Raw genomic sequence first — 15,753 nt, forward strand, 5'->3', positions numbered from 1 at the left:
ACCTGATAACTATACTTTGTTTTTAGCTTTTTTGTAATTTTTGAGTCAGAATGATGAAATTTAGATGAGCTGATGTAGTATGGATAAAAAACGGAAGCTGCTTTTTTGCGGAAAGCTTTCATCTGGACTTTGCAATATGGCGCCTATTAGGATATTGATGGGTAGGTGCGAATCGTAAACGCCGGATTGCGAATTGTAAATCCTTGTATATTCTGCTCGGAATTGGGTAGGATTTTTGTATTTCGATTATATAGAAATTAAAATGCATCATACTATGATTATTTTTGGCACACGAACCAAGGTATTAACTAACAGATCGCAATCGGCAGTAGGTGACTGTGATTATTGTGGCACGGCTCAGTCTCTCTTTGCCTATAGACAGATTAAGTATTTTCATATTTTTTGGATACCCATATTTCCCTATTCTGCGCAGATTATTACGATTTGCAATCATTGCAAAAAGTTGAGCTACCAATCTGAAATTAAGCCACAGACTCTTCAATCCCTGTCTTCACGAACTATCCGTAAAACACCTATCGGTTATTTTACGGGTTTAATGCTGATTGGACTTTTAGTAGCTGCTATTGTTATAGCTGGGATTTAAGGTGCAAAAAAGAAAGAAAAATACCTGAAAGATCCAAAAGTAGGCGATTTGTATGAGGTTTCTTATCCAAAGGATGGTAAAACGATGCGTACACTCTATCGTATAGCCAATTTAACAGCAGATTCAGTGACTTTTGATGTTAACGATTATGAAGCGGATAGCCGAAAGGGTCTGCGCAAATTGAAAGAGCAGGATGCTGATTGTTATGCTGAACAGCGAAAATTGTCACGTTCTGAAGTTGAAGAAATGAAAAGAAGGATATCAAATATTGAAAGATTTTAACGATCATTTCTTGTTTCTTATTGCTACCTTCGCTGATACTACTGGCGTATTGGTTTGCTATTTCTTTGCCGTTTCTATGCCTATCCTTTGCTGTTTCTCTGCTATTTCGTTGCTGTTTCTTTGCCTATCCTTTGCTGTTTCGTTACCTATTATTTGGTCTTATAGTAATCAGATAGCAACGAAAGACCAAATAGATAGCAACGCTATAGCATAGCTGTTATCAAGGAAACCCAAAGGATATACAACAAGGTTTAAACCAGCGCTCAAATGACCTCTTTTGCAAAAGAGAAGGTATTGATTTAATCCCCAAGAATATGTCTTGTAGACACGGTTTGGATCTTAAATGAGCTACTTCTTTGTTTTTACAATATTAAATTTATGAATATAACCCATCATAAAGTATTGTTTCAGCGTAAGTGAATTTCCAAAATATGTTCTATTGCCTTGACTGCCCCAATAATTTTGCGTATTGTGATTTAAGATATCGAAACCGGTCAATTTGATTTGGGAATTGTTTTAAATATGCACTATAGTTACTTTGAATTCCCCCTGTAACAATAATGTCTGTTTAGACAAATCGTGAAATATGAAACTTAAAAAGCAAGATTTAAATAAAATCCTGCTTTTTAGATTGTACAATTTGATGAATAGGGAAGATATGGATAGCAAATGGGGTTATCTTCATTAATCAAGTTGTATAGCTACGCGCACTAGCAACAATGTCTCCTTATTTCTTCAAAACAAGTGTATGTCCATTTTGGTAGAGTGTCATTTTGTTTTCGTTGCGCTCGAAAACTATTTTTACACCAAATTGCGGTTGAATCAGCGTGTTTTTATCCTTTGCTTTCAGCTGAAACGACGGTTGACCAATAACCTGTCCGAACACTTTGTTTCCTTCTCGGGCAATATTTATCTGGATTGGAGGCTGTTCGCTTTTATATTCGCCAACAAGACTAGTAATTTCTTCGTCTGTCAATTGTACTTCCGTAAGATCCGGTAGTGGCAAGGACTTTTTATAAAGTTCACCTAAACTGAACTTTAGGATTTCATTATTATTATAATTGTTGGCGTTACTAATGATAGCGACATTATAATTACCATCATCGAAATGCCCAGCTACAGAAGAATAGCCATCGATTCCGCCGGTATGTCCGAAACCCATATGCTCATAGAACGGCAACTGGAATAAGCCAAGTCCATAACCTTGATCTATTTTTTTCATGGCGTCGAGGCTCGCCGCATTGATTATTTTATGGCTGAATAAACCATTGAAAAATTTGTCTAGATCTGTTGGCGTTGACCAAACTGCCCCCGCACCGAGGGGAACAGAGTTGTGGGTGTGTGGTTCAAGGATCCATTCTTGCGTAAATCGATAGGATTCACTAACAGCACCGCTATTATTTTGTGGTCGCCCAAATGTGGTCTGTTCCAATTTCAATGGTCTACAGATATACGTTTTCAGGAGCGCAGCGTAATCTTTTTTCCATACTTTTTCTAGGATATATGTTAGTAAAATATAATTTGAATTACTGTATTCATGTTTGCTTCCAGGGGTAAATTCAGCACCACCTTTGATAATGCGTTCAACAAGTTCCTGTTCAGTTTGAGGCTGAGTGTTCCATGTTAGGTAATCTTTGTCGTTGGTGACGCTATGAACACCGCTACTATGATTTAACAATTGATGAATTGTGATCTTTTCTGAATTTGGAATGTCTTTAAAATAAGTCGATAATGTTTGGTTCAGTTTTAGCTTGCCAAGTTCCACTGTTTTTAGAACAAGGGTTGCTGTGAAAGTTTTTGAAATCGACCCTATACCATAGCGGGTATCTGGGCTCGCTTTCTTTTTCTGGGCGATGTCTGCATTTCCAATGGCCCTTTGGTAGAGCAATTCGTCTCCTTTACTTATCGCAATACTGCCCATCCAGACTTGGTTACTTTCTAATATTGACATCAGACTGTCCATCCGGATAGGACTAAATTGTTGGGCTTTTAAAATTGGGCTGGTTAGACTGCCTAATAGCAAGAGCAAAAGTGAGGTTCTTTTCATAATTTATGGTATATAGATTTTTTGATTTTTAGAATAAGCGTTGAAGAATAGTACAGCCCAGTGATGATAAATAGAAGAACTGGAATAAAATAATTGCCCAATTGTTCATAACGTAGGGCTTCTTCGTGCTGTAAAATAAGTTTGCCGAATATGAAAAACTTGTTGGGCGCATAGAAGAAGCCGACTCCCTGAGGATCAATAAATTTGGCCACGACTAGAAATACGGCGATGAGCATAAGGGTATAGGTGGTGTAATAAACCAAGTTGACTATCCCTCGTGCAAGCATGATGGGCATCTTCAAGAGGGATGCCGGTTCAGTTGAAGGCGCTACTGCCTGACCTAAGGAGGCTGAGGAGATCATTTCTAAGATAAAGGTCGCAGGTAAACCTAGCTTTTCCAAAATATCTTCGAGCTGCATAGGCGTCGTATCCTGGATTAATTGTTGGGGAAATTGCTGTTGCAAAGCCTCAAATATGTGGCTATTAATTTCGCATAATATATCCTGACGTTGCTCCAATGCTAATCTTTTGACAAGAGCCGTTGCTGTTGACATGTAATTTTTATAAAGCTGAGCCGAGGATCTATTGGTAAAATGTATTTGGTTATAATGCATGAGTCAAGGTGGTTAAGTGTTGGTTTAAGCCTGCCCAGTAACTTCTCATTTCTAAGAAGGTACTTTGGCCTTCCTTTGTTATTTTGTAATATTTTCTTGGAATCCCAGTCTTCTGCGGAACCCAGTTCGATTCGACCAACCCCTCGTTTTTTAAACGAATTAATAAAGGGTATAATGTTCCTTCAGCAATATCAATGGTGGTTTTCTTCTTGACCTCTTGGATAAGATCGTAACCGTAGTATTCTTGCTCGTAAGCGAGGACACCGAGTATAACAAAAGAAAGGCTTCCTTTTTTTAGCTGTGAAATCCATTTGTCAATAAATTCTTTGTTCATGGAGGTAAATATAACAAAATACATAGTAATGCAATGTATTTATTTTAAAGTTTCATTACAGACCTCGATAAATGATTTGCCGTGCTATAAATAGAAGGTATGCTTAGCTTAGAAGTGTTATTAGAAAAGGAAGTGAAGTTGTACATAGAAGTCACACCAGAAGCGGAATAAAAAGTATTTGATGCAAGCGAATTCTACAAAAAAAAACACTTGAAGTGGGGAACTTCAAGTGTTTAACCTAACCAATTATTAACCTAAATTTATGAAAAGTATACTTTCTCAAGTATAATTTATAATGTTCAATATCTGTGCCATTCTGTTTGTTCTCCTTATAATATTTTTCCTTGTGATAGGTTTGTTACGTAAAATTATCGATTTTTCCTTGCAACGCTCTCTTAATTGGTAATATTTTGTTAGGATGGGGCGGGCTTGAGTGCTATTGAGTTAAAAATATATTTTTTTTAATAGCATTGTCACAACGTTGTTGGGGAATGTATTAAAAAGTGAACAGACCCGTGGAAAATTGTCTATTATCATACATATCGTTTAAAGAGCTCCTTCCATTCTTCTTCCAGACTACCCTGGTAAACATCCTGTTTTGCGCGGCGGTACCAATATTCTGCATTCCATTGATCGCCTTCTTTTCGGTGTAAGTATGCATGAACATGTGCTGCGTCAATTCCGCCTAATTGATCAATCAGATCGTGGGCTGTTTTCCAATGTCCTTTTAGATCATACCAAAGTGATTTTTGTACTGCCGTCCAGTGCTGAACGGGACTTTCAAGAGATTGAAATTGTTCTATTGTCATTTTTTTTATTTTGTTATTTCTTTGCTCCAGATTTCATAAATAGCGTCTCCTTTCGAACTTTCTCCTTTATGGTGCCATGCTCCAGCCACAATTTCACCATCAAAGGCGAGCGCCTGCCCAACTCGATTATTGTCTCTTGAAAAGAATTGTAGTGTTTCAGTATACCGATTTTGAGCATATTCATACAATCCCCCGCCAGTACCATAGAAACCTTTTTGTGCAGGATTAATCGCTACCCATTGAAAATATCCATCAACTAATATTTTGATTGTTTTGCGATCTGCTTTTGGAATATTATTCATTTTTCCCTCCTGTTGACGCCCACTAATCCGCCAAAGTGCATCAAGATCCTGCGGAGTCTTTTTCTGCTTTATATAGAGATGGTAATTATCGGCTGTTTTTAGATGGAGAGAATCTACTTCAGCCCGATACGGCAATTGCATCGTTTTACCGACAGTAGTCGAATCCTGTGAGTTATATTCGATAACTATATTGATCAAATTCTGCTGTTTATCAAGTGTGCCACCCCAAGTATGTTGAAAACGTTTCCTCACATCATCGTAACTTATAAAGGAGATGTAATGGTCTTTAACGAGCATTAAATGCTTATTCATGCCATCCTGATACAGATAGGCTCCATCATGAAGTTGCTGTTGTGCTTGGGCTTTAGAAAAACAGATCCCAAAAAAAAGGAAGAATAATAGCGTGCAATTTTTCATAACGGTCTTATCTTTGTTTTCTTTAAAGATACAAATAAAGAGTCGCTATGAGTCATTAAAATCAGATTTAACGAAACAAAACAGCTGACCATTAATGGAACGCTTCCAAAAGTGTATATACTTTATGGGAGGTAGTCCAGCAAAGATCAGCTCTTTTAGGTGAAATTAAACGTATCTATTTGAACCTACTAGCTAAGGCAGCTAGCTTACTTGCCATATCCGTTTGTGGTTCGACCTGTATTTTGTTATCCTTTCTCCTGTTGTTTGGCTGAGTGGACCTTTCTTCGGTCTTCATAGATAAAGCAATGCGATTACGTTTTTCATCGACTTCCGTCACTGTAACCATCACATGCTGCTGTACTTTCACGATCTCTTGAGGATCTGATACGTAACGATTGGATAATTGACTTAAATGTACCAGACCGTCTTGGTGGACACCGATATCAACAAAAGCCCCAAAATTGGTAATGTTAGTGACGATTCCTGGAAGTTTCATACCGACCTTTAGATCCCCAATGCTGTTGACACCTTCAGTGAATGAGAATGCTTCGAATTTTTCGCGTGGATCTAGTCCCGGTTTCGCTAATTCACTTAGAATATCGTTTAATGTCGGTAGGCCTACCTCCTCTGAGATGTAGTTTTTTAAGGGAATAGATTTTCTAAGATCCGCATCTTTCAATAAATCGTCCACTTTTTTTCCTAAATCTTTGGCCATTTGCTCAACCAAAGCATATCGTTCGGGGTGTACTGCCGACGAATCCAATGGATTTGCTGCATGCCGAATGCGAAGAAAGCCAGCTGCTTGTTCAAAAGCTTTATCGCCAAGACGAGGTACTTTTTTCAGTTCACGTCTTGAAGCAAAGGGGCCATTCTCGTTTCTATATTTAATGATCTGTTGTGCCAGGGATGGACCTAGACCGGAAACATAAGATAAAATTTGTTTGGATGCTGTATTCAGTTCAACTCCTACGGCATTTACACAGCTGATGACCGTGTCGTCGAGAGAGGTTTGTAGCTTGTTTTGGTCTACATCGTGCTGGTATTGTCCGACACCAATGGATTTTGGATCAATCTTAACCAGTTCAGCAAGTGGGTCCATCAATCGTCTGCCAATGGATACTGCGCCGCGTACCGTAACATCTTGATCTGGAAATTCTTCCCGGGCAGTTTCGGAAGCAGAATAAATGGAAGCTCCGCTTTCATTGACCATCACAATAGTCACATTGTTTAATCCAAGCTTCCGTACAAATTCTTCAGTTTCGCGGCCAGCTGTTCCATTTCCGATCGCGATGGCTTGGATATCATATTTCGATACTAAATACTTAATGGTTTTTTGGGCTTCTGCCAATCCATTGGCACCAGTATGTGGGAAGATAGCTGTATTTTCTTTAAGCTGGCCTTGTTCATCTAATACGACTGTTTTACAGCCGGTGCGAAACCCGGGGTCGATTGCAAGTAATCTCTTTTGTCCCAATGGAGCGGCTAAAAGCAATTGACGCACGTTATCTGCAAAAACTTTGATGGCTTCCTCATCTGCTTTCTGACGGGTTAATACACGTATTTCTGTTTCCATGGACGGTTTGAGGAGACGTTTATAACTGTCTATCAGGGCAAGTTTTACCTGAGCAGCTGCAGTGTTGCCACTCTTTACAAAGATAGATTCGATACGCGGTAGAATCTCTTCTTCATTGACAGCAATGTCCAAGTAGAGCAATTCTTCTTTTTCACCACGGCGCATGGCCAGCACACGATGCGATGGAGCATCTTTTAAGGATTCAGACCAGTCGTAATAATCTTTATATTTTATTGCAGCTTCTTCTTTTCCAGGAACTACTTTTGAAACAAATGAGCCTTTTTCGAGAAAAATAGCTCTCGATTTAGCTCTTACAGTAGCGTCTTCTGCAATGATTTCCGCGATAATATCGCGAGCACCTGCCAACGCGTCCTCCGTATTTTTTACGCCATTTTCTGCATCCACTAAACTTTCGGCAAGTGTAAGGAAATCGCCAGATTCTTGTGCTAAAATAAGATCCGCTAAGGGTTGCAACCCTTTCTCACGAGCCACACTTGCGCGCGTTTTGCGCTTAGGTTTGTAAGGGAGATAAATATCTTCCAAGCTGGCCATGGTTTCGGTACCTAATATTTGTTGTTCAAGTGCTGGGGTCAATTTCCCTTGATCGTTTATTGATTTCAGAACAGCTTCTTTGCGTTTATCTAAGTCCCGCAACTGCTGGAAACGATCTCTGACGGCGGTGATTTGAACTTCATCTAGACTTCCGGTCATTTCCTTACGGTAGCGCGAGATAAAGGGAACGGTAGCACCTTCGTCTAATAGTGCAATAGTCGTGCGAACTTGTTTTTCGCTAATAGAAAGCTCGTTAGCAATAATAATTTCGTGTGTTGATAAGCTCATTGATGGTTTAATCTTAAAAAGTAGAGCCGTTGAATGGTGATTCAACAGCTCTAAGTATATCTAATTATAAACTAAAATAGTAAAATTAGGCAGGCTTATGGGTATTGTCCTGCTCAGGAACTTTTTTATCTTCTACTTCGTTGTTTTTAGTTTCAGCAAAATGATCATTATATCCGTAAGTAATATGAGATGGTTCTTCTCCGTAATCCGGTTGCTTGTGGGGATTGTGTTCGACGACACCGGCGGGTGTGGTGAACTCATATTTTTTCTTTGGCTGTTCTATTTCTGATACCTGTGCAGTTTCATCTGGTTTAACCTCTTCTTGGTGCGCCGTCTGGGCCTTTTCTTCAGCCAAACGTACGTCACTAGGAACAGCTTCTTCTTTTACTTCTGGCTTAACGTCTATATCTTTTTCGAAATTATTGATTTGATCTGAAATCTCACGTTTTATACCTTCTGACGCATCTTTGAATTCACGGATCCCTCTTCCTAAACCCCTCGCCAATTCGGGAAGCTTTTTGCCTCCAAAAAGTAACAAGATTGCAAACACAATTAAGATCATCTCTTGTGTACCGATGTTTAGAAATGCTATTACTGGATTGTACATACTCTTTTTCCTCTTCTTTTGATTACTAACTAGATGCTAAGTTACATTTATATTTCTATAGTTTTTAGACCCGAAAGTAAATTTAAGATATTTTTAAGGTATTTGAAACATAAAAATTACGTAACAAACGGTACTTGTCTAGTGCCCGTAAATGATTGTATTTTTGCTAAATATTTTATAATATGACGATAGGACGGAAATATCTTCGTACTTTTGTGGCTATTTTTTGAGAAATCAACTATGTTGGGAAAATTTAAAACTTTCAAGCCATATTACAAAAGTACGATAGTATTGGCGGGGCCAGTCGTCATATCACAATTAGGACATACCTTGGTACATACGGCAGATAGTGTGATCGTAGGACATTTTGCAGGGACTATTCCACTCGCAGCAGTTTCATTAGTGCACGCTGTTTTCATGGTTGTTATGGTTATTGGATTGGGTATCGCGTATGGCATCACGCCATTGATTGCGCAAGAGAATGGTCGTGATAATAAGAAAGAGTGTGCCATCTTGTTGTCTAATAGTTTTTGGTTAAATCTTCTGTCGGGTCTCTTGCTGTTTGCTTTAGTTTACTTTGGTTCTATGTTGGCTATCGATCACCTCGACCAAGATCCGGCGGTGGTGAAGGAAGCGAAGCCTTATTTGTTTATCCTTAGCTTATCGATGCTTCCGCTGATGGTTTTCAGTACGTTCAAGCAATTTGCCGAGGGATTAGGATTTACCAAACAAGCTATGAATATAACTATTTGGGGAAATGTACTGAATATTATTTTGGCAATCATCTTTGTCAAAGGGATGTTTGGCATCAGTCCAATGGGGGTCAAAGGGGTTGGATATAGTACATTGATTGATCGTGTGCTCATGATGTCTGTCATGATGACCTATGTGTTACGGTCGCAGAAATTCAAGGAGTATATCCAATATTTTAAAGTGACCCTAATCGATTGGGATCGACTGCTTAAAATATTGCGGATTGGAGCGCCAGTAGCGATGCAATATGTTTTTGAAATTGGGGCCTTTGCCGGGGCGTCCCTCTTAGCCGGTACAATAAGTGCTACGGCGCAAGCTTCCCATCAGGTAGCCATACAGCTGGCTGCCATGACGTATATGATGGCAAGCGGAATTGCTGCTGCTGCCACGATCAAGGTGGGGAATAGTTATGGGAATAGAAATCTTTTTCGTCTTGAACGATTTGCGATTACTTCATACCAGTTGGTATTGATCTTTATGTTGATTACAGCTTGTTTGTTTGCATTGCTGAACAATTTTCTGCCTTATATTTTTACATCAGATCATGCCGTCGTTATTATTGCTTCTCAACTGTTGATCATAGCGGGACTTTTCCAATTGTTTGATGGCACACAAGTGGTCGGTCTTGGGGTATTACGGGGCATGGGTGATGTCAATATTCCCACCATTATTACATTTGTTGCGTATTGGATTATTGGTTTGCCAAGCGGCTATCTAATGGGGATAGTATTTAACTGGGGCATCCAGGGAATATGGTATGGGCTAACATTAGGCTTGTTGACTTCTTCTCTTTTACTCTATCTGCGATTTCAACGGGTAATCAAGAAGAAGAAAATGCAGTTTGAACAAAGTTTGTTGAAATAGAAAAGTATATACTCATCAAAAAAAGGCTCTGTCAGTAACAACTGACAGAGCCTTTTTTATTGATCGATTTTGGATGTTAGATTACCCTATTCGTATCCCAATTTTCCAAATAATCTGCAACGCGTTTTAAGAATGTACCTCCAAGTGCTCCATCAATTGCGCGATGGTCGTAGGAGAGGGATAGATACATCATATGTCTAATACCAATCATATCGCCATATTCCGTTTCTATTACTGCTGGTTTTTTTGTTATTGAACCTACTGCCAAGATTGCAGCTTGCGGCTGATTAATGATAGGCGTGCCCATTATATTGCCGAAAGCGCCTATATTGGTGAATGTAAATGTACCATCTTGTGTGTCGTCGGGTTTTAATTTATTTGCTCTCGACCGTTGTGCGAGGTCGTTTACACTTTTACTCAATCCGACTAAACTCAATTGATCTGCATTTTTGATTACTGGCACGATAAGATTCCCATTAGGCAATGCGGCCGCCATACCGATATTAATGTTTTTCTTCTTAATGATATTGTAACCATCGATCGAGATATTGACCAATGGGAAATCTTTAAGTGCTTTGCTGATAGCCTCAATGAATAAAGGGGTAAACGTAATATTTTCTCCCTCACGCTTTTTATAGGCATCTTTAACTTTATTGCGCCACAAAACCAAATTCGTTACATCTGCCTCGACAAATGAACATACATGGGGAGAAATCTGCGTGCTTTTGACCATATGGTCTGCAATCATTCTTCGCATGCGATCCATTTCAATGATTTCATCATTGCCATTTGCAACGGTATGAACATGGGATGGAGCTGTTACGGTTATTTTGGGCGATTCCGTGCGTGTTTCAGCCTGATCTGTCTGAATAGCTTTTTCAGATTTGGATGATGAATCTCTATGCGCTACATACGTTAAGATATCCTCCTTCGTCACTCTTCCTTCTGCTCCCGTCCCCTGTATACGGTCAAGTTCGTCTTGAGACAATCCTTCGTGACGAGCAATATTCTTCACTAAAGGGGAATAGAAACGAAGCGTACTCTCGTACTGAGCCGAAGTTGCATCAGCCTCGACATTATGCAACTGTTCGATACCTGGTATGTTCAAAGCTGTAGGCTCTTCCGAGCTTGTCGCTGAAGGGATTGTAATATCTTGTTGAGGAGGCGTAGGTTCTTCATCTTCGCCTTCAATTTCTATAATTGCAACGACTTCACCCACTTGGACGGTCTGGTCTACGGTATAACGTTGCTCTTTTAGAACGCCTTTTACGGGAGAAGGTACCTCTGAATCAACTTTGTCAGTTGCGATTTCCAATAAAGTGTCATCTTCATCAATCCGGTCACCAGGTTGTTTTAACCATTTTGTGATTGTTGCCTCGGATACACTTTCTCCCATTTTTGGGAGTAAGAGTTTATATAAAGCCATATTTTTTAGCAATCTCGTTATAGAAAAACGAAGTTAATTAAATTGTGGTTTACTTTCAACAATTTAAAATATTATTCCATAAATAGCGGTTTTTTAAAAACATTATTTTATCTTATCGTACTTCTTGTTCTTTTTCTTTTAATAATAGTTGCCATAATAATAAAAGGGCATTCATTCGTGTACGTTCGATGTTGATGAGCCTGTCATTGTCAAATTGAAACTTTTTAGTTATAACTTCTTTTTTCCCGGCGACAGCCACCCAGATCGTTCCAACAGGTTTTTCAGCGGTGCCCCCACCTGGACCGGCTATTCCAGTCGTTGCGATGGCATAGTCCGAAGAGAACGCTGCTTTTGAGCCCGAGGCCATTTCGATTGCGGTCTGTTCACTTACGGCACCATATTGAGCCAATGTTTCTTCATTGACGTTGAGCAGTTGGTGTTTCAATTTGTTGGAATAGGGAATCGTGCCGCCAAGAAATACAGCACTGCTTCCCGCTACTGAAGTGATTGAAGCGGCGAGGCTACCACCAGTACAGCTTTCTGCCGTAGTGAGGGTACTGCCCCGATGGGTGAGCTCTTTGACCAGATGGGACTCTATGCCCGTATCATAATCTGCTACAACATACTGCTGTAGACGATGGATAAGTTTCTTTTTGAAAAGAGCAACTTGAAGCATAATATCAGACTTGTTTCTACTTTTTCCGGATAGTCTTAATCGGATAAATGCCAATGTAGGTAGATAGGCCAATTTTATGTTAGGTGGCAGTTCGGTTTCGATATCTTTAATTTCTTCTGCTAAATAGGATTCACCGATACCTCCGACCAAGATTGTTTCGTGACAGATAAACAGGTCTGGATCTTGTTTTGCTAACAATGGGAGTACGTGTTTTTCCATCAGAAATTTCATCTCAAAGGGAACTCCGGGCATAAATATAAACCGCTTTTCGCCTTGGTTTACCAGCATGCCGGGCGCAGTACCATTGTCATTAAATAAGACTTCACAATTTGCGAGTACATCGGCCTGCTGCAGATTGATGTCAAGCATTTTTAACTTACGCGATTCAAAGATATTTGTCACATGACGAAGTACATTTTCGTCGCGAACCAAGGTTGTTTCAAAATATTTTGCAGCTGTTTTTTTAGTAATATCATCTTTGGTTGGGCCTAGACCTCCGGTGATTAAAATTAAATCTGCCCGGGAAGAGGCGTCTTTCAGCGTTTTTGAAATAGCTTCTTCTGTATCAGGGATCGATGTCATTTGAACGATATCGACTTCGAATCGGAGTAATTGTTTGGCAATCCACCCCGAATTGGTATCAATAATCTGACCGATGAGGATCTCATCGCCTATGGTAATAATCTCTGCTTTCATCTTGTTGTAATTATTTAACACTTCGCCGTAATTGATCATATGCATTTGGGTATATTGTTTGATCTTCCTAACCTTTCAGCATACAGTTTCCTTACGCTAAAGCTTAAAAATAAAAAATCAACATCGGACGATTCAGGATATAAACTTACATAAAATTGCGATTCGGCGGAACGATTAATATGCATTTGATAGGGGGCTTCTGAAAAGAAAAAGCAGTTATTTTAAAAATAACTGCCTCCTGAACTTGCTCTTTTTGTAAGCTTAAGATCTTGTAAGATCGAGGCCTTAGCCCGGATCGTCACATTATAACTTCGGTATCGCCCAAAAGGCATCCAGCCGAACGACATATCCCAGCAATGCAGATCTCGATAGATATTGAAAGAGGTCATGACCACTTCCTTTTGTTTAAAATCGTATCCCGATTGAAAAGTAACTTTCCATTTTGGCGTAACGCTGAAGTCACCATGTAAGTTTAAGGTACTTGTAAATTGGCTCTCCATTCTCCGCGTGCTCGAGTTGAATGATTTGGACGTATTGAAACTGAACGATGCCGCAAGATTCCAAGGAATATTAAAATCTACGAATGCATTTGGATCTGAGCTGATTCGAGCTAAGGCCTGTGCCTGTTCGGGAGTCATACCTGCGCCCGACATTTCTTTTCTTAACGAATCGATGTTATTATTACGTGATTTTGCAGCTTTGGGGTTCAGGCTATAGTCAAAAGAAAGACCGAAATTTGTCAGACGCGCCAGGCTACCATCCTTTATGGCATATCGATTGACGCGAACACCATTTTCATTCACTGAATAGGGGTCAAAAGTACCGTTGAAGTTGACATTCATCTTTTGGTCGAAAAAAGCGGTACGGCCAGAGAAGGTGATAGGAGACAATTTAAGTGAATCGGCAACGAAGTTATAATTTCCGCTGAAGGTTAGACCCTGAAGAATAGGGATTTTCTTAAACCCTCCATCTGTGGTATCCGATTTGCTTTTCACTTTAGCTTCGATGTTATTGTCGATGGAAAAACCTATACCTGCTGATTTTCCTGCGGAAGGAGAGCCATACACACCCTGACTAAAAATGGAGTATACATTTCTATTTCCATATTGGTCGTTATACTGCTGATAGAAGCCATATTTCGGATCCGAAAAGTCAGGTCTATAGTTCAGGTTGATGGACGGTGTAACCACGTGTCGGATGGCCTGAATTTTACCGATCTTGGGATACATACCATAGATCTTGGTCGAAAGTCCGGTGGATACGGAGTAATCGTAAGCACGATTGAATCCCTGGACGGTGTCAATACGTTGCGTATAACCTGCAGCTGTGTTATCAAAGCGTTGTCTGGTGCTTTGCAAATACCAGCGCTCTGTATAATTGACACTGGTGTTAAACTGAAAATATTTAAACGCGTTTAGCGACAAACTGATCGGGATGTTGTGTTGGAAACCATTTTGGAATTTTTTGAAGCCCCCCGGTTTAAATAACAACGTATCCTTAGTGCTCACCGAGTTCTGTGCCTGGAAACTATAACCTACATTGATACGCTGATACCATTTTTGTTCGCCGACACGGTCCTTGCTGTCAAATGGATTGAAAGAAGAGACGTTTAAGCTGATGTTCGGTAAACTCATTTGTATACTTCTATCCGCCATGTTTTGATTATGGGTTAAGCTGGCTGTCAGGTTTACCTTACCGTCTGCAAATACTTTCCCATAACTGATTGAGGAAGCCATTCTGTTTTGCGCTAGGTTCTGATAGGTTGTCTGGTTACTACTTGTACCGGTATTTCTATAGAATGATGATGTACCAAAGTTTACACTGGCGGAGAAAGACGTTCCGGGATTGGCTTCTTGGCGCTGGGTGTGGTTCCAGGTGACGTTAAAATCTTTATTGGAACCATAATCTCGGGTTCCTTCGGTGCCTGTTTTGGTATTGGCATAACGGATATTAAAACCACCGTTAAATTTATAATTGACAGTATAGCGTGTATTGATGGAGGCTTCCCACGAACCTTTTGAGTACAATGAACCTCGAATTTCACTATCCCAATAATCATTGAAGGCCAAATACCAGCCCAAATCCCGCATGGAAAACCCTCTGGTGTAATCTTCTCCAAAAGAAGGAAAGAGAAAGCCAGAAGCTCTTTTATCCGGTTTTGGAAAGAAAGCGAAGGGAAATGCCACAGGCATTGGTACGCCCATGACCACTAGATAAGCTGGTCCTGAAATGATCTGGTTTTTAGTGACAATACCCTTTGTAATATGGATACCAAAATGGGTATGTGGGTAGGGCAGATTACAAGTACTGTAAAGCCCCTTATAGATAGACATTTCGTCGTAAATGTTCTTTCTAACAATATTGGCCTGGATATATCCACCATCCACCTCGGTCATAATACCATAGGTATTTCCTTCCTGTTTCTCGTAATCATAATAGAGTGAATCCACCGTTTTAGGTGATTCGCCATTTCCCATAATAACGATAGGACGCCCTACATATTTGCCGGTTTTATCATAAATTCCGGAAGCAAAAATCTTTTTCTTGTTTCGGTCAAGACGGATATAATCAGCAGAAAGTTCAAAATCCTGATATTTAACCTTTGCACCACGATAAAGGTGACTGATGTTTTTTGCAACTTCGGATTTTTGCGAATCCACCGCGATAATGCTGACTTCTGCCTGCAGGCCACTTCCTTTTTTCTTGGTGGTATCCCGAACAGATTTGGTCGTGTCGCCCGTTTTAGTCTTACTGGTATCTTGCAACTTATTGGTCGTCGAAGTAGGGTTCTTACTTTGAAGTCCGTTCTGTTTTAATGGAATACTACTTTGAGCATGACTAGCAGTGCTCACTGCAAGAATGATAAATAGTGTTAAAATGTTGATTAACGACTTCAAAATTAAAGACAA

General features: G+C 39.8%; 13 protein-coding genes. 3 read left to right on the forward strand and 10 right to left on the reverse strand.

The window, feature by feature from the left end; translation table 11 throughout:
- The first annotated feature begins 274 nt into the window (after positions 1–274).
- Both VXM68_RS09870 and VXM68_RS09875 read left to right on the forward strand, forming a co-directional pair.
- A complete protein-coding gene (locus tag VXM68_RS09870; RefSeq protein WP_367113679.1) occupies positions 275–604 on the forward strand; it encodes a zinc-ribbon domain-containing protein in 330 nt (109 codons plus the stop codon).
- An 84-nt stretch (positions 605–688) separates the two neighbouring features.
- Complete coding sequence (locus tag VXM68_RS09875; RefSeq protein ID WP_294185704.1) at positions 689–886, forward strand: hypothetical protein; 198 nt, start codon at positions 689–691, stop codon at positions 884–886.
- Between the two features lie 727 nt (positions 887–1,613).
- Here the strand turns inward: VXM68_RS09875 and VXM68_RS09880 are convergent.
- The 7 genes from VXM68_RS09880 to VXM68_RS09910 all read right to left on the reverse strand — a co-directional run bounded on the left by VXM68_RS09880 (position 1,614) and on the right by VXM68_RS09910 (position 8,429).
- Positions 1,614–2,933, reverse strand: a complete 1,320-nt coding sequence (locus VXM68_RS09880; protein ID WP_367211152.1) for a serine hydrolase domain-containing protein — start codon at positions 2,931–2,933, stop codon at positions 1,614–1,616.
- Positions 2,930–3,487, reverse strand: coding sequence for a hypothetical protein (locus VXM68_RS09885; RefSeq protein WP_367211153.1), 558 nt, complete (start codon positions 3,485–3,487; stop codon positions 2,930–2,932). Before VXM68_RS09885 ends, VXM68_RS09880 begins: the two co-directional genes overlap by 4 nt.
- Before the next feature lie 49 nt (positions 3,488–3,536).
- A complete protein-coding gene (locus VXM68_RS09890; RefSeq protein ID WP_294185706.1) occupies positions 3,537–3,881 on the reverse strand; it encodes a PadR family transcriptional regulator in 345 nt (114 codons plus the stop codon).
- Between the two features lie 533 nt (positions 3,882–4,414).
- Complete coding sequence (locus VXM68_RS09895) at positions 4,415–4,690, reverse strand: hypothetical protein (RefSeq protein WP_293955807.1); 276 nt, start codon at positions 4,688–4,690, stop codon at positions 4,415–4,417.
- 5 nt (positions 4,691–4,695) lie between these two features.
- Positions 4,696–5,409, reverse strand: coding sequence for a hypothetical protein (locus VXM68_RS09900; RefSeq protein ID WP_367211154.1), 714 nt, complete (start codon positions 5,407–5,409; stop codon positions 4,696–4,698).
- Positions 5,410–5,584: 175 nt separating this feature from the next.
- Entirely contained in the window at positions 5,585–7,822 is a 2,238-nt protein-coding gene (locus VXM68_RS09905; protein ID WP_367211155.1) for a Tex family protein, read from the reverse strand.
- Positions 7,823–7,907: 85 nt separating this feature from the next.
- Positions 7,908–8,429: a twin-arginine translocase TatA/TatE family subunit gene (locus VXM68_RS09910; RefSeq protein ID WP_367211156.1), complete on the reverse strand. Its 522-nt coding sequence runs from the start codon at positions 8,427–8,429 to the stop codon at positions 7,908–7,910.
- 240 nt (positions 8,430–8,669) lie between these two features.
- Between VXM68_RS09910 and VXM68_RS09915 the strand changes: the two genes are divergently transcribed.
- Positions 8,670–10,046 (forward strand): MATE family efflux transporter, encoded by a 1,377-nt coding sequence (locus VXM68_RS09915; RefSeq protein WP_367211157.1) that lies wholly within the window; start codon positions 8,670–8,672, stop codon positions 10,044–10,046.
- 76 nt (positions 10,047–10,122) lie between these two features.
- On the opposite strand, the gene VXM68_RS09920 is transcribed toward VXM68_RS09915, so the two are convergent.
- From VXM68_RS09920 to VXM68_RS09930, 3 genes are all read right to left on the reverse strand, one after another.
- Positions 10,123–11,472, reverse strand: a complete 1,350-nt coding sequence (locus VXM68_RS09920; RefSeq protein ID WP_293955804.1) for a dihydrolipoamide acetyltransferase family protein — start codon at positions 11,470–11,472, stop codon at positions 10,123–10,125.
- A gap of 112 nt (positions 11,473–11,584) precedes the next feature.
- Positions 11,585–12,889, reverse strand: coding sequence for a competence/damage-inducible protein A (locus VXM68_RS09925; protein WP_367211158.1), 1,305 nt, complete (start codon positions 12,887–12,889; stop codon positions 11,585–11,587).
- A 176-nt stretch (positions 12,890–13,065) separates the two neighbouring features.
- The gene (locus tag VXM68_RS09930; protein ID WP_367211159.1) at positions 13,066–15,741 is read right to left on the reverse strand and encodes a putative LPS assembly protein LptD; all 2,676 of its coding nucleotides are present in this window, start codon (positions 15,739–15,741) and stop codon (positions 13,066–13,068) included.
- Between the last annotated feature and the right edge of the window lie 12 nt (positions 15,742–15,753).

It is taken from the genome of Sphingobacterium sp. R2, from assembly GCF_040760075.1.
Classification (GTDB): domain Bacteria; phylum Bacteroidota; class Bacteroidia; order Sphingobacteriales; family Sphingobacteriaceae; genus Sphingobacterium.

Excerpts from the sequence above, each read along its gene's own strand:
- VXM68_RS09885 (WP_367211153.1), bottom strand. The coding sequence starts at position 3,487 with ATGTCAACAGCAACGGCTCTTGTCAAAAGATTAGCATTGGAGCAACGT.
- VXM68_RS09870 (WP_367113679.1), top strand. The coding sequence starts at position 275 with ATGATTATTTTTGGCACACGAACCAAGGTATTAACTAACAGATCGCAA.
- VXM68_RS09915 (WP_367211157.1), top strand. The coding sequence starts at position 8,670 with ATGTTGGGAAAATTTAAAACTTTCAAGCCATATTACAAAAGTACGATA.
- VXM68_RS09895 (WP_293955807.1), bottom strand. The coding sequence starts at position 4,690 with ATGACAATAGAACAATTTCAATCTCTTGAAAGTCCCGTTCAGCACTGG.
- VXM68_RS09920 (WP_293955804.1), bottom strand. The coding sequence starts at position 11,472 with ATGGCTTTATATAAACTCTTACTCCCAAAAATGGGAGAAAGTGTATCC.
- VXM68_RS09905 (WP_367211155.1), bottom strand. The coding sequence starts at position 7,822 with ATGAGCTTATCAACACACGAAATTATTATTGCTAACGAGCTTTCTATT.
- VXM68_RS09900 (WP_367211154.1), bottom strand. The coding sequence starts at position 5,409 with ATGAAAAATTGCACGCTATTATTCTTCCTTTTTTTTGGGATCTGTTTT.
- VXM68_RS09890 (WP_294185706.1), bottom strand. The coding sequence starts at position 3,881 with ATGAACAAAGAATTTATTGACAAATGGATTTCACAGCTAAAAAAAGGA.
- VXM68_RS09925 (WP_367211158.1), bottom strand. The coding sequence starts at position 12,889 with ATGCATATGATCAATTACGGCGAAGTGTTAAATAATTACAACAAGATG.
- VXM68_RS09875 (WP_294185704.1), top strand. The coding sequence starts at position 689 with ATGCGTACACTCTATCGTATAGCCAATTTAACAGCAGATTCAGTGACT.
- VXM68_RS09910 (WP_367211156.1), bottom strand. The coding sequence starts at position 8,429 with ATGTACAATCCAGTAATAGCATTTCTAAACATCGGTACACAAGAGATG.
- VXM68_RS09880 (WP_367211152.1), bottom strand. The coding sequence starts at position 2,933 with ATGAAAAGAACCTCACTTTTGCTCTTGCTATTAGGCAGTCTAACCAGC.